The organism is Curtobacterium sp. VKM Ac-1376 (assembly GCF_015351025.1).
Lineage (GTDB): Bacteria > Actinomycetota > Actinomycetes > Actinomycetales > Microbacteriaceae > Curtobacterium.
In genome coordinates this window covers 1-16154 of the sequence record NZ_JADKRV010000003.1, presented here as the reverse complement: position 1 = coordinate 16154, position 16154 = coordinate 1, and the positions used below count along the sequence as shown (strand labels likewise).

The window sequence follows — 16154 nt, the reverse complement described above, 5'->3', positions numbered from 1 at the left end:
GTCTACTGCTGCGTGCGGTCCACCGGATCCGCCGGCGCGGGATCCGCGCGACCCTCGCGCTGTGCGCGCTCGAGCGCGTCGGCCTCGTCACCGCCGACGGCCTCGCCGCGGGCGACCATGCCGGCCGTGTCCGACAGCGTGATCTGCGGCAGGAACAGCGCGAGCAGGAACGCGATCGCGATGAAGGGCAGCAGGTACCAGAACACCGGTGCGAGCGAGTCCGCGTACGCGTTCACGATGCCGTCCTGCACCGCCGGCGGCAGCTTCGCCACTGTTGCCGGGTCGATGCTGCCCGCCGACGACGCCGCATCGGTCGCCGAACCACCGGCTCCGCGGAAGACGTCGGTCAGCGACGTGGTGAGCCGCGCCGTGAAGAGCGCACCGAAGACGGCGGTACCGAGGGAGGCACCGACCTCGCGGAAGTAGTTGTTCGTCGAGGTGGCGGTCCCGACCTGGTCGGCGGGCACGGCGTTCTGCGCGACGAGGACGACCACCTGCATGATCAGGCCGAGGCCGGCGCCGAAGACGAACAGGTACGCGCAGATCAGCCAGATCGGGGTGTCCGCCGCCAGCTGGGTCATCGCGAGCATCGCGATGGCCACCAGCACCGTGCCGACGATCGGGAACATCCGGTAGCGACCGGTCTTGGTGATCAGGACGCCCGAGGCGATCGACGTGCCGATCAGGCCGGCCATCATCGGCAGCATGAGCAGGCCGGAGACCGCGGCCGAGGTGCCGGAGGCCATCTGCAGGAAGGTGGGGACGAACCCGATGGCCGCGAACATGCCGATGCCGAGCACGAGGCCGATTCCGGTCGCCAGCAGGAAGGTCCGGTTGCGGAAGAACGACAGCGGGAGCACCGGGTCCTGCGCCCGCGACTCGACGAGCACGAGGAGGGCGGCCGACACGACCAGGCCGGCGAACCACGCCCACGTCTCGGGGGCGTCCCAGCCGTGGTCCTTGCTGCCGCCGAACTCCGAGAAGAACACCAGGCAGGTGGTCGCGGCCGACATGAAGAGCACCCCGAGCACGTCGATGCGCTTCGTCGCCTTCTTGTTCGGCAGGGTGAGTGCGAACCACGCCACGAAGAACGCTGCGATGCCGACCGGGATGTTGATGTAGAAGGCCCAGTTCCAGGTCAGGTGGTCGACGAAGAACCCGCCGAGCAGCGGACCGCCGATCGCCGACAGTCCGAAGATCGCGCCGAGCGGGCCGAGGTACTTGCCGCGCTGCGAGGCCGGCACGATGTCGGCGATGATCGCCTGCGACAGGATCATCAGGCCACCGCCGCCGAGCCCCTGCATGGCGCGGAACACGACGAGCTGCGTGAAGTCGCCGGCGAAGGCGCACCCGGCCGACGCGATGGTGAACAGGGCGATCGCGATGAGGAACAGGTTGCGGCGCCCGAGGACGTCGCCGAACTTGCCGTAGACGGGCATCACGATGGTGGAGGCGAGCAGGTACCCGGTCGTCAACCACGCCTGGTGTGCAACGCCACCCAGCTCGCCGACGATGGTCGGCATCGCCGTGGAGACGATGGTCTGGTCGAGGCTGGACAGCAGCATCCCCGCGATGAGCGCGGAGAAGATGATCCAGATGCGGCGCTGCGTGAGGAGCAGCGGTCCGTCGGAGCCTGGGCGGGCACGCTTGGTCGTGCCCGGCGCGGTGGCGCTCATGTGGTGGATTCCCGTTCGGTCGTGGTGACCGCCCTGAGCAGGCGGAGGTTCTCGGTGAGCAGCGCCTCGAACGCCGGTCCGGTCGCTTCGTCGAACGCGTCGTCGAAGTACGTCTCCGCGGTGACCTTCAGGAGCGCAGCCGCGGCCTCGGTGACCAGACGCGCCCGGCGGTCGGTGGGGTCGTCCCACGCGAACCGACGCCGTACGCTCTCGGTGATCCGGGCGAGCTGCACGTCCGTCGCCGAGAGGAACCGGGCGACGAGCGCCGGTTCACGCTCGAAGACCTGTCGGATCAGGACCTCGTCCGAGCGGGCGATCCCGATGCGGTGGAACTGGTCGATGGCCAGCGCGACGACCGAGTCGAGCGGGTCGAGCTCGCCGGGGACGACTCCGCCAGCGGCGTACTCGTCGATCACCTCGACGTCGGCGTTGATCTCGATGCCGAGCACGGCGTCGTCCTTCGACGCGAAGTGGTTGAAGAACGTCCGGCGAGACACCCCGACCGTCTCGCAGAGCTGCTCGATCGTGAAGCCGTGCAGCCCGTGCTCGACGGTCGCCCGACGCGCCTCGACGATCATGTGTCGGCGCAGCGCGCGAGTGCGTTCCGTGGTGCTCACCGAGCAAGAATTGCACTATCTGGCCGAGAGTGCAATCGGAGCGGAACTGCTACAGCGCCTTCTCGAAGCAGAACGACCACGGCATGGTGGCGAGGTAGGGCTCGTACACCGCGATCTGGTTCCAGCCGGTCTTCCGGTAGAGCGCGACGGCGTCGGGCTGCTTGTCGCCGGTCTGCAGGATGAGCCGCGGGACACCGAGCTCGCGGCCGACCTGCTCGCAGGCGTCGAGCAGGGCCGTGGCCGCGCCCTTGCCCCGTGCGGAGGCGAGTACGATCAGCCGCTTCAACTCGATCTCGTCACCGAGCCGCCGGATCGCGATGTGGCCGACCGCCTCACCCGTCTCGTCGATCGCGAGCAGGGACGTGACGATGGTCGCCGGGTCGACGCTCAGCGCGCGGCTCCGCTCGGCGGTGACGGCCGGGTCCTCGCCGGCGTTCGACGAGCCGTAGCGTTCGTGCATCTCGTCGTCCATGCGAGCGCGGAGCACCACGGCGCGGGGGTCGTCCCAGCAGACGCGTTCGATCGTGATCACGAACGACGATCCTGGCACGACCGACCGACGACGCGGAAACCGACGCCGACGGCGCCGCGCGGGCGTCCCGCGCGGGCGTGGCGCGCGGGCGTGGCGCGCGGGCGTGGCGCGCGGGCGGTGTCAGGCGCGGGCCAGCGCCGCGATCGGCCCCTCGCCCGCGCGGAACGCCTCGAGCACGGCCGCAGCGTCGTCGTACACGGCGACGGCGCCGGCACCGCGGAGCTCGTCGCCCCCGATCCCGCCGGTCATCACCCCGACGCAGTCCACGCCCGCCTTGCCGGCGGACTCGACGTCCCACATCGCGTCGCCCACCATCACGGCGTGGTCCGCCGCCACCCCGGCCTTGTCGAGCGCCACCCGGATGATGCCCGGGTCGGGCTTGGCCTGCTCGACGTCCTCGGAGCTCGTCTCGGCGGTGACCCACTCGCCTGCGTCGAGCAGTTCCCGCAACCGCGCGAGCTCGTTCTCGGGCGCGCTGGTCGCCAGGACGACGGCGTGCCCGGCCTCGGCGACCGCCCTGAGCAGCTCGCGCGCCCCGGGCAGCAGCCGCAGCCGGGGCATCTGCTCGGCGTAGTAGGCGGTGTGGAACTGCTTGACCGTGTCGCGGGTGTCCTCGGAGGCGTCCGGGAGCAGCGCCTCGAGCAGCTTCGCGGAGTCCATGCCGATCGCGCGGTGGATCCGCCAGGCGTCGACGGACTCACCCGCCGCCTGGATCGCGCGCCACCAGGCGTCGATGTGGGCGTAGTTCGAGTCGGCGAGGGTGCCGTCGATGTCGAAGAGGACAGCGGTCGTGGGTGCGTCGGGCATCACACCATGCTGCTCGCGGAGGCACGGGTCGCTCCCAGGAGCACCGCTCGGTCCGTCAGACGGTGATCGCCTCCCCCGCTGGCAGGATGACGACCGGCACCGGCCCGAGCCCGTCCGGGCCGAGGAAGCGTGCGGCGGACTGCTGCCCGAGGTCGCTGAGCATCGCCTCGTGGATCTGCACAGCGCGCTCCGGGGCCACGGCTCGGACGTAGTCGACGGCCTCGGCGGTGTTCGTCCACGGCCCACTGGTCGGCAGCAGCAGTGTCGGCACCGGGACCCCCGGCTGCAGGTACGCGTCACCCGGGTGGAACACCGCGTCGTCCACCAGGTACCCGACGTTCGCGGTGGTCGGGATGTCCGGGTGGATGACGGCGTGCTGCTCGCCGAAGACCCGGACCGAGAAGGGGCCGACGGCGACGCTGTCGCCGGCACGGACCGCCACGACCCGGCCGCCGTGTCCACCGAGCTGCTCGACGACGGTCTGCGGCCCGCGGACGACGAGCTCGGGGTTCGCCGCGAGACCGGCACGGACCGCGTCGGCGTCGAGGTGGTCGGGGTGGTCGTGCGTGATGAGGACGCCCGTGGCACCCCGGACCAGGTCGACGGCCTCGGGCGTGAACACCCCGGGGTCGATGACCAGGGTGGCGCCGTCCTGCTCGAGGACGACGGTGGCGTGGTTGTACTTCGTCAGCTTCATGGAGCAACTGTACAACAGTGTTGTAGAACCAACACCGGCCGGGAGGTGAGGAGTCGTTCAGTCAGCCCGGCGGGCGACCCGTTCGAACAGCTCCGGCAGGCGGCGGAGCAGCGCACGCTCCTCGGCGTCGGTCTCCTCGCGGATCGCGTCCGCCAGCCAGTCCGTGCGGGCGTCCATGTCCCGCTGCAGGGCGGTCCGGCCAGCGTCCGTGATGCCGATGACCGAGGCGCGTCGGTCGGTGTCCGACGCCGACCGGTCGACGTACCCGAGTTCGGCCAGCTCGCCGACCGTCCGGGACTGCCCCTGGTGCTTCACGCCCCGGCGTCGGGCGAGTTCCGCGATCGTCATGGGACCCTCGCGGTGCAGGAACCCGAGCGTGGCCGTGTGGGTCGCGGCCAGGGCGTCGGCCTCGCGCCGCGCGGCGCGGACCACCCGCCCGATGGACTGCCGCAGGTCCGCAGCGAGCTCGTCGATCGGGTCCATGCCCGGAACGCTACCGCCTGACGGACGGGAGGCCCGTGGCGGTGTCGCCACGGGCCTCCCGTTCATCGTTCTGTCGCCTCAGCTGCTGCGGACGTCGTCCGCAGCACCCTGTGCGTTGTCCTTGACGTCGGACGCGGCGCCCTGCGCCTCGCCCTTGACCGCCTGGGCAGCGTCCTGCGCGGTCCCCTTGAGGTCCTGCGCGTGCTCCTTGGCGACGTCGCCGAGCTGCGACCCGACGTCCTTCGCCTGCTCCTTGACGCCGTCGACGAGGGGAGCAGCCTTGTCCTTCAGCTCACCGGCGAGTTCTTCTTCCTTGTCGGTGGTCGGGATCAGCGACGACACGAGCCAGCCGGCACCGAACGCGATGAGGCCGACGGCGAGGGGGTTGCCCTTCGCCTTCTCGACGCCCTTCTGGGCGACGTCCTTCGCCTGACCGGACGCGCCGGAGGCCGATCCGGAGGCGCTCGAGTGGGCCGACTGGGCCGCGCCCATCACGGACTCGCGGACGTCCTGGAACCGGCCCTTCACCTTCTCGCTCTGACGGTGGGCGATGGACGACGGGCTGACCTTGTCGGCGAGTGCGTCGACGTCGGTGCCGAGTTCGCCGCGGGTGCGCTCGATGTCGGCGCGGATCTCGTCTGGGGTGCTCATGGCTTCCTCCCGGTGTTGGGCTTGAGTGTCTCGGGGACTTCCTTGGCGGTCTCGACCGTCTGCGGGGCGCCCTTGATCTCCTTGATCTCCTTGCGCCCGCGAACGGCGAGGATCGCGGCGACGATGGCATACACGACGGCGATGATCAGTGCGGACCAGGCGTTGCCGATGAGGTAGCCGAGGCCCCACCATGCGGCGATCGACAGGAACAGCAGGGCGAACACCGCGGTGAGTCCGGCGCCGCCGAACATCCCGCCTGCCTTGCCGGCCTTCTTCGCGGAGTCGGTCAGCTCGGCCTTGGCCAGGGCGACCTCCTGCCGGAACAGGCTCGAGAGGTCGCGCGAGACGTCGGACAGCAGCTCACCGAGCGGCGTGGTCGCGGCGCGCTCCTCGGGCGTCGGTTCGCCCAGTGGTGTCGCGCCGGGGACGGACTGGCTCATACGCCGCTCCCGGTCCCGGTGGTGCCGTCGCCGGCCTCCTTCTCGTGCTTGACCTCGGTCGCGAGCGCCTTCGCCAGGCGGCCGGCCAGCAGGCCAGCGCCCGCGGCGACCGCGATGAAGGTGCCGGGGCGCTTCGCGGCGAAGGTCTTCACCTCGTCGAGCAGCGAGCCCGGGTCGCGGTTCTCGAGGAACCCGGCGACGGTGTTCGCGCGGCCGGACAGGTCGCGGACGACCTTCGACGCGACGCCCTGCTCGTCGTCATTCTCGGCCATGCGGCCGAGCTGCTCGCCGAGGGTGCGGAGCCCACCGGCAGCGCGCTGCTGCTGGTCGGCCGCCTGGTCCTTGAGCTGGCTGCTCGCCTGGGCGTAGAGCTGCTTGGCGTGGTCGGTCGCCTCGGAGGCGACGTTGGCCGCCTGCTCCTTCGCGGTGCCCGCCACGTTCGCGGCCTTCTCCTTCGCGTCGCCGGCGACGTCCTGCGCGGCACCCTTGGCGGCGTCGGCCTTGCCGGAGCCACCACTGGAGTCGGAGTCGCTGCCGGACGTGCTGCCGGACGTGCTCCCGCTTCCGGGGAGCGGCGTGGTCGGGGCAGCGGGGAGCTGCTCGTCCGCGGGCACGGCGTCGAGGGGCGCGTTGAACGGCACCTCGGCTGCGTCGTCGCCGTACGGGTCGTACGTCTGCGCGGCTCCGGGGTCGGCGGGTCGCGGCGCGGGCGTTCCGCTCGCGTACGACGGCACGGTGACGCCCGGGGTGACCTCGTGCCCGTCGGCAGCTGCGGTGCGGTCGTGGATGGGCGTCCCGGAGTCGTTCCCGGGTGGGTTCGTGGTCATGGTCGGCCTTCCGGTTGTCGTCGTCCCCGGCGTGCACCGGGGCGTTGCGACACCGAACATGCGCGCTGCCGACTGAGCCAGCACCCAGGAACGTCGGGAAACGCAGTCCGACAACCCGCCCAGCGACCGGCCGGTTGGATCGACGGATGCCCCGTGTCTCCGTCGTCATCCCCGTGCGGGACGACGCCGCGCACCTCCGGCGCTGTCTCGCGGCGCTGGACGCCCAGGCGGTGCAGCCGGACGAGGTCGTGGTGGTGGACAACGGCAGCAGCGACGACAGCGCTGCGACGGCCCGAGGGGCCGGCGCCGTCGTGCTCTCGGAGCCGGTGCGCGGCATCGCCCGGGCCTCCGCGCGCGGGTACGACCAGGCTTCCGGCGACGTCATCGTCCGGCTCGACGCCGACTCCGTCCCGCCGCCCACGTGGATCGCCGACGTCCTGCGGCTGCTGGCGGACCCCGAGGTCGTGGCGGTGACCGGCCCCGGGCGTCCCCACGACGGCGGACCGCTCGTCCGGCGGCTCTGGAACCTCGTCTACATGGGCCCCTACTTCGTGCTCATGCGGGGGGCACTCGGGCACCCGCCCCTGTTCGGTTCCGCGATGGCGATGCGGCGCTCCACCTGGGCCGCCGTGCGCCGGCGGGCACACCGCGAGGACGCCGAGGTCCACGACGACGTCGACCTGAGCATGCAGCTCGACCCGGCCTGGCGGGTGCTGGCCGACCCCGTGCTCACGGTGCAGGTGTCCGCACGACCGATGTCGGGCCTCCCGTCTGCCTGGGTGCGGACGCGACGCGCCTTCCACACGTTCCACGTGAACGGGCGGCGCGCAAACCCGGTGCGCCGGTGGGCGCGACGGCTGCGGTCGGAGGCGCGGTCGCGGCGGGGGTGGCGCAGCCGCTGACGACGGCCTCGGTCAGCCGGTCACCGAGCCGGTCGTGACCGCACGTGCGCTCGCTCGCCCTGCGGCCCGTACAGGCACAGCACCTCGGTGACGGAGTCCGTCACGTTGCCCATCCAGTGCGGCGTGTGGGTGTCGAACTCGGCGACCTCACCCGGCCCGAGGTCGAGGTCGTGTTCGCCGAGCACCAGGCGCAGCCGACCGGACAGCACGTAGAGCCACTCGTAGCCCTCGTGCGTCTTGAGCGACGGCTCCCCACCCGGCGAGTTCGGCGGGAACAGCTGCTTGAACGACCGCACACCGCCGGTGCGCTTCGTCAGCGGCACCACAACGCGGCCCCCGTGGACCTCGGGCTTCATGTGGACGCGCGGGTCGCCGGTCTGGGGAGCGCCCACGAGGTCGTCGAGGGGCACCTGGTAGGCGCGGGCCAGTGGCAGCAGCAACTCGAGGGTCGGCTTCCGCTGGCCCGACTCGAGCCGCGACAACGTGCTCACCGAGACGCCGGTCTGCTCCGAGAGCGCGGCGAGCGTGACGGCGCGGTGCGCGCGCAGGGCGCGCAGACGGGGACCGACCCCGTCGACCACCTGCGCGGTCGTGCGCGGGGTGATCGGTGCCTCCCGGCCGCTTGTCATGCCGGCCATGTTGCCATACCGGCAACGTTCGTTGCTGACCGCAGCACGCGGCCTCCATGATCAGGGCATGCGTGATCACTACGACGTCATCGTCATCGGCGGCTCGGCCGCCGGTCTGTCAGCCGCCCTCATCCTCGGACGCTCGCGCCGCTCGGTGCTCGTCGTCGACTCCGGCGAACCCCGCAACGCTCGGGCGGCGGGCGCCCACAACTACCTGGGGCACGAGGGCATCGCCCCTGCCGAGTTGTCGCGCATCGGTCGCGACGAGGTCGCCGCCTACGGCGTCGAGGTGACGGCCGGGAGGGTCGTGGCCGCGTCCGCCACGTCCGGTGACGGCATCGATCCGATCGGGTTCGCGGTCACGCTGGACTCCGGCGCGGTCGTCTCGGCCCGCAGGGTGGTCGTCGCCTCCGGCGCCGTCGACGTCCTGCCGGAGGTCCCCGGGCTCGCCGAGCAGTGGGGACGCGGTGTCGTGCACTGCCCGTTCTGCCACGGGTGGGAGATCCGCGACCAGCGCATCGGGGTGCTCGTGACGACGCCGAACGGGGCGCACCACGCGATGATGTTCCGGGCGCTGAGCGACCGGGTGACTGCGTTCGTCACCGACACGGCACTGATGGACGACACCGAACTGGCCGGTCTGGCGGCACGCGGCATCGCCGTCGTGACGGGTCCCGTCGCCGCCGTCCTCTCGGAGGGCGACCGCCTGACCGGGGTGCGACTCGGATCCGGTTCGTTCGTCGAGCTCGACGCCCTGGCCACGGCCAGCCGACCCGAGGCGCGCGTGGACTTCCTGTCCAGGCTGGGCCTCGCTGCGACCGACCAGCTCATGGGCGACCACCGGTACGCGACGGCGTTGACCGTCGACGCCAGCGGGCAGACCGCGGTGCGCGGCGTGTACGCGGCCGGCAACGTGGCCGCCCCGATGGCGACGGTGATCGCGTCGGCGGCCGCCGGTACCCAGACGGGCGCGGCCGTGCACGGCGACCTGGTGCAGGCCGACTTGGCGGCGGCGCTGACCGGGGTGGGCGCGGGCGTCGCCTGACGCCTGCCGTCCGGTGCTTGTCGTCGGGACGCCTGCCGTCCGGTGCGAGGTTCCGTACTCCGTGGGAGGGCCGCGGGGTCGCACCGAGTACGGAACCTCGCACGACTCGGAAGCGCCCCTCGCACCGTGCGGGGGGGCATCGGTCAGTCGACGCGGTAGCCCGCCTGAGCCGCCAGCAGCGGCGCGAGCGTGTACAGCTGGTCGGCGCCGATCGTCGCACCGCGGAACCCCTCGAGCCGCTCGACCCGATCGAGGTCGGCGCCCCGCAGGTCCACGTGGTCGATGCGGGTGTTCGAGCCCTCGGCGGCGCGGATGCTGCTGCCGTCGAACGACACCCGCAGCAGCTTCGCGTCGGCGATGTCGAGCTCGTCGATCACGCAGTCGCGGAACACCACGTCGGTGATCGTCGACCCGCGCAGGTTCACGAAGCCGAACTTCATCCCGATGAACTCGACCCCGTTCAGCCCGGAGTCGTACAGCTCTGCGGAGCCGACCCGACCGCCGGAGATCCGGACCTCGCGCCACGAGCTGCTCGACGCCCGCAACACCGGGGCGTCGAGCGCGTCGATGAGCGAGTCGCGGACCCGGAGCCCGCGGAAGTCCGCAGCACCGCCCCGGAGTGTGTCGATCACGGACTCCTCGATCTCGAGGTCGGGCAGCCGCTGGCCGGCCAGGTCGAGGACGTCGATGCGCTTGCCCTCGATCCGGTCCCCGGTCAGGACGTCGCCGGGGGCGGGTTCCCAGTCCTCGAGGTCCCGGGGTTCGGTCAGGGTGATGCGCGGGGCGTCTGTGCCGGAGGAGCGTGCCATACCCCCAGTCTGGCGGCGACCGCCGACCCTCCGGTCACGGCCGGGGTCGGGTGAGGACGCTGTCGAGCCGGTAGTCCTTGGCCGGGCCACGGGCCTTCCACCGCACCGTCCAGCGGTCCTGGTCGCCGTCGAAGGCACCGGTGTAGTCGTCCGGCGCGCAGGCGTGGGCGACGCTCGTGCCCCACACCCAGTCGTGGAACACCCGCCCGTCGGAGAAGTGCACGGTCCAGCCGCCGCCGGCGCGGTCCTCGGCGCCGATGCTCGTCCGCCGCAGGACGAGGGTCCGTGACACCGTGGTCGTGCGCCCGTCGAAGGTCATCACGCCGGACTCGTCCCAGCGCACCTCGTCCTGGGTCACCTCGGTCAGCGTGGTGGTCCCGGTGACGACGCCCTCGACCCCGGCGCGGTGGTCGTGCACGGTGCGGTGCAGGTCCCACGCCCCGAGCAGGTCCGTCGGCAGCAGCACCCGCCCAGGCTAGCCGCCCAGGGCCGCGGCTCGGGCGGCGCGGTGCTCCTCGTCGGAGATCACCCCGCGGGCGTGCAGGTCGTCGAGTTCGGCGAGCCGCTGTTCGAGCGGCCTGTCCGGCGCGAGCGTCCGGCTCTGCAGCGCCCGGTGCGCGATGTCCTCCTGCATGGTGAGCGGGTTCTGACCGCGGTCGTCCGTCCGCTTCCCCGGCGCGTTCCTTCCCAGAACGCCCGCGATGGAAAGCGGATTCGGGCGTACCCGGTCGGAACTTCCGACCCGGTACGCCCGAAAGCACCCTGTACGCCCGAGACGACCAGGCAGCAACGAGTCCGCCCCCAGCCAGCCCGCCCGCTCAGCCGCGGAGCGGCCCCGACGCTGGCACGTTCGCACCGTCTGCGAACCCGGCCACCAGGGCGCGCAACGCGTCTTCGGAGGTGTGCCGGGCCTCCCATCCGAGCACCGACCGGGCACGGTCGGTCCGCATGATCGGCACCCCGGCCGCGATGTCGATCCACCCGGCGTCCGTCGGCTGCAACCGCAGCCGCCACGTCAGCGTCACGATGCCCCGGAGCAACCGCAGGGGGATGCGCACCGCACCGAGCATGCCGAAGGCCCGCGCCAGTCGCGGCGGGTTGAGGACCGGCGATGCAGCGATGTTGAACGCGCCGCCGGCCCGCCGGTCGACCGCGCGCCAGTAGGCGTCGGCGACGTCGTCGGCGTGCACGGCCTGGAACACGAACGGGTACGGCAGCGGCAGCACGAGCCAGCGGATCCACCGCACGATCGACATCGGCACGAGGTGGCCGAGGAACAGGGCACGGATCTCGGCGGCGGCGTCTCGCTGGAAGATCAGCCCGGGGCGCAGCCGGGTCACGACGACGCCGGGGTGCTGCGCCACGAAGTCGTCCATCGCCGCCTCGTTCGCGGCCTTGTGGACCGAGTACGTCGCCGTCGGGATGCCGTCGGCCGGCCAACTCTCGTCCACGGGGGTGTGCTTGCCGTCGACGTCCACACCGCGGTACGCCCCCACCGAGGACGCCACCACGACCTGCGGTACCGACGCGCGCGCGACGGCCTCCAGCACGTTCGCCGTCCCCGTCACGTTCGTCCGGTGCTGCGCGGGGATGTCGTGCGTCGGCTGCAGCGCCCACGCCAGGTGGATGACGGCGTCAGCGCCCTGGAACACGGCGGTGAGCTGCTCGACGGCGTCGGCGTCCCCGACGTCGACGGCGTGCCAGACGGCGGCTGCGTACGGCTCCGCACGCAGATCCGGCAGCCGGCGGGCAACGCCGACGATCTCGACCGTGCCGCGAGCACCGGCAGCCGCAACCCCCACGTGCTCGCCGTCGCCGCCAGCACGCGGCGCGACGTGCTCGCCGCCGCCACCGGCCGCAGCCACGAGGCGGCGGAGCACCGCCGTCCCGACGTTGCCGGTCGCACCGACGACGACGACGCGCATCAGGCCGAGGCCATCGCGGGGTCGAGCACGACCTTGACGCAGCCGTCCTGCTTCTTCTGGAACACCTCGTACATGTGCGGGGCGTCCTCGAGCGACACCCGGTGCGTCGTCAGATCGAGCGTGCCGAGCGGGTCCGACGGGTCGGTGACGAGCGGCATGATGTCGTCGATCCAGCGCTTCACGTTGCACTGGCCCTCGCGGATGGTGATCTGCTTGTCGAACAGCGTCATCATCGGCATCGGGTCGGCCATCCCGCCGTAGACGCCGCTCAGCGAGACGGTGCCACCGCGGCGGACCAGGTCGATCGCCCCGTGCACGGCGGCGAGCCGGTCGACACCCGCGGTCTCGATCGCCTTCTGCGCGAGCTTGTCGGGCAGAAGGCCGGCCGCGCGCTGGGCGAAGCCCGCCATCGGGTTGCCGTGGGCCTCCATGCCGACGGCGTCGACGACTCCGTCCGGTCCGCGGCCGTCGGTCAGGTCGACGAGCTCGGGCACCAGGTCCTTCGTCAGGTCGAACACCTCGACGCCGTGCTTCGCGCCGAGGTCACGGCGCACCTGCTCCGGGTCGACGGCGAGCACGCGGTACCCGAGGTGCTTGCCGATCCGGGCGGCGAACTGGCCGACGGGGCCGAGACCGAGCACCGCCAGGGTGCCGCCCTCGGGCACCTGGGCGTACTGCACGGCCTGCCACGCGGTCGGCAGGATGTCGCTCAGGAACAGCCAGCGGTCGTCGGGGGTGCCGTCGTCCGGCACGACGATGGGGCCGTAGTCGGCGTGCGGCACGCGCAGGTACTCGGCCTGGCCGCCGGGGACCTGGCCGTACATCTTGGTGTAGCCGAACAGGGACGCACCGGTGCCGTACTCGGTCACCTGGGTGGTCTCGCACTGCGACTGCAGGCCGTGCTGGCACATCCAGCAGTGCCCGCAGGAGATGTTGAACGGGATGACGACCCGGTCGCCGACCTTCAGGTTCGTGACGCCGGACCCGACCTCCTCCACGATGCCCATCGGCTCGTGGCCGAGGACGTCGCCGCGGTCGATGTACGGGCCGAGTACGCGGTACAGGTGCAGGTCGGAGCCGCAGATCGCCGTGGAGGTGATCCGCACGATCGCGTCGGTCGGCTCCTGGATGGTCGGGTCGGGGACGGTCTCGACGGACACCTTCTCGGTGCCCTGCCAGGTCAGTGCGCGCACGTCGCGTTCCTCTCGTGGTCGCTTCGAGCCGGCCTGGAGGCACGACTCGCGTTCCCCTCCTCGGTACGCGCCCGCCCCGTGGACGCTCCCAGCCCCGCGTCCCCCTCAGCGCGTCGGGCGCGCTGCGCTGCCGAGGCCGGTCAGCCCCGCAGGCGGTCGCGCTCGCCCGCTGGCAGGTGCTCGGTCGCCGTCCGCCGAGCCGCCGGTGTCAGGTAGCGCCCGCTCTTCTCGAGGAACGCCACGAGCGCCCCCTCGGACGCCCGCTTCCCCGTCTCGCGCAGCACCCACCCGAGCGCCGACTGCACCGTCCCGCTCCGCTCCCGCACCAGGCGTCCCGCGATCCCGAGCGGCACCTCGGCGTCGCCCTGCTTCACGAACGCCAGGGTCGCCACGATCGCGATCCGCCGGACCATCGCCACGTCGGACTTCACGAGCGCGAACAGCGGCCCCGTCGACCCGCCCACGAGCGGGGCACCGACGAGCTCCTCGGCCGCCAGGTCGACGAGCACCGGGTCCTCGAACCGCTCGGCCTTCGCCGCCGACAGGTACTCGTCGGTCAGCTCCGGGTCGGGGTGCGCGCGCATCGCCTGCACGAGCAGCAGCACGGCGATGAGCTTCGCACCGTCGTCCTCGCTCCAGAGCAGCGCCGATCGCTCCCCCTCGTCGAGGTCGTGGAACTGCCGAGCGATCCGACGGGCCGCCGGGACGTCGCCGCTGGTGCGGGCGAAGGCCGCGAGCACGGCTTCGGCGTCATGCCCTGCCTGGAGGCCCGTCACGCGACCTCCCCGTCGCTCGCGTCGTTCCTGGGTGCGGTCCGACGACCGCGGCCGAGCACGATGACCGCGACGACCACCAGGAACGCCGCGAACATCCACGTGCCCACCTGTGGGTCGACGAGCCGGGCGAGCGCCGCGCCACCCGGCGAGCACACTGCAGCGGTGATGCCGACCGTCAGGCCGACGCGCAGGTCGGCCGCTCGGCGACGGAGGTTCGCGACCGTGCCCGACACCGACGTCGGCACCATGGTGAGCAGCGACGTGCCCTTCGCGAGCAGGTCCCCGGCGCCGAGGACGACCTCGAGCCCCGGCACGATCACGACCCCGCCGCCGACCCCCACGAGTCCGGAGAGCACGCCCGACAGCAGTCCGAGCAGCAGCAGGACGATCACCTCGACGACTCCGAGGTGCACCTCGCCGCCGCGCGTCGGCACCGTGGTGAACAGCGAGACGAGCACGACGGCGATGAACCCGACGAAGATCCACGGCAGCACCCGGAGCGGCAGGGCACGGAGCAGCCGGGCACCGAGTGGGGCGCCGACGACGCTGCCCACCGCCAGGGTCAGTGCCGCGAGCCAGTGCACCTCGCCCTGCACCGCGTACGTGACCGCACCGACGACGGCCGCGGGGGCGATCGCCACGAGCGAGGTGGCCGAGGCCCGACGCTGGTCCATGTGCACGAAGGCCATGAGCGCCGGCACCACGATGACCCCACCGCCGACGCCGAACAGCCCGGACAGGACGCCCGCCAGGCCCCCGATCGCCACCAACACGAGCACCGTTCCGCCGCGCTTCCTCATCTCCGCAAGGCTAGCCGCGGGTTGCGCGCTCTCGCACGGTGCGAGGTCGCCCGCACTTGGAGTGCAGAAATGGTCGAGTGCCCGCAGGCGACCCGACCATTCCTGCTCACGAAGCGAACGTCAGCTCGCGAATCGCTGAGTGGCCTCGCGGATCGCTGCCGCGTGCAGGTAGATGTCATCCAGGTTCTCGATCGGGTGCTTCGTCTCGACCTTGTTCTCGTCGAACAGACCCACGTACTTCTGCTTCTTGCCGTTGAACCAGAGGCGCGCGATCGGCTTGCGGTTGTTGTCGTCGAGCAGGACTGCGAAGTACGACTTCTGGTCACGGTGGGCGATCCGGTCAGGCTTGACCTCGCTGCAGGCGATCGCCTTCACGATCTGGTAGCCCTCGAGTTCCTCGAGCGTCGTCTCGATCTGAGTGTCGCGGTCGAGGTCGTCCTCGGCCACGGCTGCACTCGTCACTGTCTCCGCCGCGGCGTCGGCTGCGACGGGGGCGCTGTACGACGCGCCGAGCGCGGTCTTCAGGCGATCGTTCACCTGCTCGTTCAGGAACTGCTTCGACGCCTTCGCGACCAGCGTCGTGAACTGGGTGCGGGCCTCCTGGGTGAAGCGACCGTCGTAGACGCGAGTCGTGAAGAGGCGGACGAAGTCTTCTTCCGGCTCCCGGAACTGTGCAGCGATGGCTCGCTTGATGGACCCGACGTACTTCAGCTCCTCAGCGGCGCTGATGACCGAGTCCAGGTCGAAGACGTCCTTCGTCAGCTTGCTGAGCTCCGGCAGCAGGGTCTCGTCGATGTCGGCGAGGTCGAGGACGAGGAAGGGGCGGTCGTCCATCTTGTTCGGCGCGTCGAGGTCCGTGTAGAAGTTGTAGACCTCGCCGTTCGTGAGCACCGCGATGCGGGCGTTCGTGACGGAGAAGTACCGGAACAGCTGCGACGCGTGCTCGATCTTCAGCGGTTCAGTCGACTTCTTGCACTCGATGAGGATCTGCACCTCGCCGTCGCGCATGATCGCGTAGTCGACCTTTTCGCCGCGCTTCACGCCCACGTCGGCCGTGAACTCGGGTACGACCTCCAGCGGGTTGAACACGTCGTAGCCGAGGATCGTCGAGATGAACGGCATGACGAACGCGTTCTTCGTCGCTTCTTCGGTCTGGATGGCCTCGCGCTGGTTCTGCACCTTCGTCGCCAACGCAGCGAGACGCTCTTCGAACTCCATTGTTCCTCCCCTGTGATCGCTGCAACGCTAGTTGTACTGCCCAGGGACGTTGGTTGAGCTGCGACGACTCGCTGTAGTCGTTGGGATGTGAGAAGGACCTCCTGCGGTGGAGTGGAGCTGCTTAGTT

At 71.5% G+C, this 16154-nt stretch carries 20 protein-coding genes; 2 read left to right on the top strand and 18 right to left on the bottom strand.

The window, feature by feature from the left end; genetic code table 11:
* Positions 1-2: 2 nt before the first annotated feature.
* The 9 genes from ITJ56_RS04910 to ITJ56_RS04870 form a co-directional block, all read right to left on the bottom strand.
* Positions 3-1676, bottom strand: coding sequence for an MDR family MFS transporter (locus ITJ56_RS04910; RefSeq protein ID WP_194628245.1), 1674 nt, complete (start codon positions 1674-1676; stop codon positions 3-5).
* The gene (locus ITJ56_RS04905; RefSeq protein WP_323749723.1) at positions 1673-2293 is read right to left on the bottom strand and encodes a TetR/AcrR family transcriptional regulator; all 621 of its coding nucleotides are present in this window, start codon (positions 2291-2293) and stop codon (positions 1673-1675) included. The genes ITJ56_RS04910 and ITJ56_RS04905 overlap by 4 nt, the downstream gene beginning before the upstream one ends.
* Positions 2294-2342: 49 nt before the next feature.
* Entirely contained in the window at positions 2343-2825 is a 483-nt protein-coding gene (locus ITJ56_RS04900; RefSeq protein WP_323749722.1) for a GNAT family N-acetyltransferase, read from the bottom strand.
* A gap of 120 nt (positions 2826-2945) precedes the next feature.
* Entirely contained in the window at positions 2946-3632 is a 687-nt protein-coding gene (locus tag ITJ56_RS04895; RefSeq protein ID WP_194628243.1) for an HAD family hydrolase, read from the bottom strand.
* A 55-nt stretch (positions 3633-3687) separates the two neighbouring features.
* Positions 3688-4329, bottom strand: coding sequence for an MBL fold metallo-hydrolase (locus tag ITJ56_RS04890; protein WP_194628241.1), 642 nt, complete (start codon positions 4327-4329; stop codon positions 3688-3690).
* A gap of 57 nt (positions 4330-4386) precedes the next feature.
* Positions 4387-4812, bottom strand: a complete 426-nt coding sequence (locus tag ITJ56_RS04885; RefSeq protein ID WP_194628238.1) for a MarR family winged helix-turn-helix transcriptional regulator — start codon at positions 4810-4812, stop codon at positions 4387-4389.
* Between the two features lie 78 nt (positions 4813-4890).
* The gene (locus ITJ56_RS04880; protein ID WP_194628236.1) at positions 4891-5463 is read right to left on the bottom strand and encodes a DUF3618 domain-containing protein; all 573 of its coding nucleotides are present in this window, start codon (positions 5461-5463) and stop codon (positions 4891-4893) included.
* Positions 5460-5903: a phage holin family protein gene (locus tag ITJ56_RS04875; RefSeq protein ID WP_051597109.1), complete on the bottom strand. Its 444-nt coding sequence runs from the start codon at positions 5901-5903 to the stop codon at positions 5460-5462. The genes ITJ56_RS04880 and ITJ56_RS04875 overlap by 4 nt, the downstream gene beginning before the upstream one ends.
* Positions 5900-6730 (bottom strand): hypothetical protein, encoded by an 831-nt coding sequence (locus tag ITJ56_RS04870; RefSeq protein WP_194628234.1) that lies wholly within the window; start codon positions 6728-6730, stop codon positions 5900-5902. The genes ITJ56_RS04875 and ITJ56_RS04870 overlap by 4 nt, the downstream gene beginning before the upstream one ends.
* A 146-nt stretch (positions 6731-6876) precedes the next feature.
* On the opposite strand from ITJ56_RS04870, the gene ITJ56_RS04865 reads away from it, so the two are divergent.
* Entirely contained in the window at positions 6877-7632 is a 756-nt protein-coding gene (locus tag ITJ56_RS04865) for a glycosyltransferase family 2 protein (RefSeq protein ID WP_194628232.1), read from the top strand.
* Between the two features lie 20 nt (positions 7633-7652).
* Here the strand turns inward: ITJ56_RS04865 and ITJ56_RS04860 are convergent, their stop codons facing one another.
* Positions 7653-8261, bottom strand: a complete 609-nt coding sequence (locus ITJ56_RS04860; protein ID WP_194628230.1) for a helix-turn-helix domain-containing protein — start codon at positions 8259-8261, stop codon at positions 7653-7655.
* Between the two features lie 67 nt (positions 8262-8328).
* Between ITJ56_RS04860 and ITJ56_RS04855 the strand changes: the two genes are divergently transcribed.
* The gene (locus ITJ56_RS04855) at positions 8329-9306 is read left to right on the top strand and encodes an NAD(P)/FAD-dependent oxidoreductase (protein WP_194628228.1); all 978 of its coding nucleotides are present in this window, start codon (positions 8329-8331) and stop codon (positions 9304-9306) included.
* 143 nt (positions 9307-9449) lie between these two features.
* On the opposite strand, the gene ITJ56_RS04850 is transcribed toward ITJ56_RS04855, so the two are convergent.
* The 8 genes from ITJ56_RS04850 to ITJ56_RS04815 form a co-directional block, all read right to left on the bottom strand.
* Positions 9450-10115, bottom strand: coding sequence for a pentapeptide repeat-containing protein (locus ITJ56_RS04850; RefSeq protein ID WP_194628226.1), 666 nt, complete (start codon positions 10113-10115; stop codon positions 9450-9452).
* 34 nt (positions 10116-10149) lie between these two features.
* Positions 10150-10581 carry a DUF6314 family protein gene (locus tag ITJ56_RS04845; RefSeq protein ID WP_194628224.1) on the bottom strand — a complete coding sequence of 144 codons (432 nt, stop codon included), beginning with the start codon at positions 10579-10581 and terminating at the stop codon, positions 10150-10152.
* 9 nt (positions 10582-10590) lie between these two features.
* Positions 10591-10749 carry an SHOCT domain-containing protein gene (locus ITJ56_RS04840; RefSeq protein WP_194628222.1) on the bottom strand — a complete coding sequence of 53 codons (159 nt, stop codon included), beginning with the start codon at positions 10747-10749 and terminating at the stop codon, positions 10591-10593.
* 184 nt (positions 10750-10933) lie between these two features.
* Complete coding sequence (locus ITJ56_RS04835) at positions 10934-12040, bottom strand: NAD-dependent epimerase/dehydratase family protein (protein WP_194628220.1); 1107 nt, start codon at positions 12038-12040, stop codon at positions 10934-10936.
* Complete coding sequence (locus ITJ56_RS04830; protein WP_194628217.1) at positions 12040-13233, bottom strand: zinc-dependent alcohol dehydrogenase; 1194 nt, start codon at positions 13231-13233, stop codon at positions 12040-12042. Before ITJ56_RS04830 ends, ITJ56_RS04835 begins: the two co-directional genes overlap by 1 nt.
* A 140-nt stretch (positions 13234-13373) precedes the next feature.
* The gene (locus tag ITJ56_RS04825; protein WP_194628215.1) at positions 13374-14009 is read right to left on the bottom strand and encodes a DNA alkylation repair protein; all 636 of its coding nucleotides are present in this window, start codon (positions 14007-14009) and stop codon (positions 13374-13376) included.
* Positions 14006-14809: a sulfite exporter TauE/SafE family protein gene (locus tag ITJ56_RS04820; RefSeq protein ID WP_194628213.1), complete on the bottom strand. Its 804-nt coding sequence runs from the start codon at positions 14807-14809 to the stop codon at positions 14006-14008. The genes ITJ56_RS04825 and ITJ56_RS04820 overlap by 4 nt, the downstream gene beginning before the upstream one ends.
* 120 nt (positions 14810-14929) lie before the next feature.
* Complete coding sequence (locus ITJ56_RS04815; protein WP_194628211.1) at positions 14930-16027, bottom strand: type I restriction endonuclease; 1098 nt, start codon at positions 16025-16027, stop codon at positions 14930-14932.
* Positions 16028-16154: the final 127 nt, after the last annotated feature.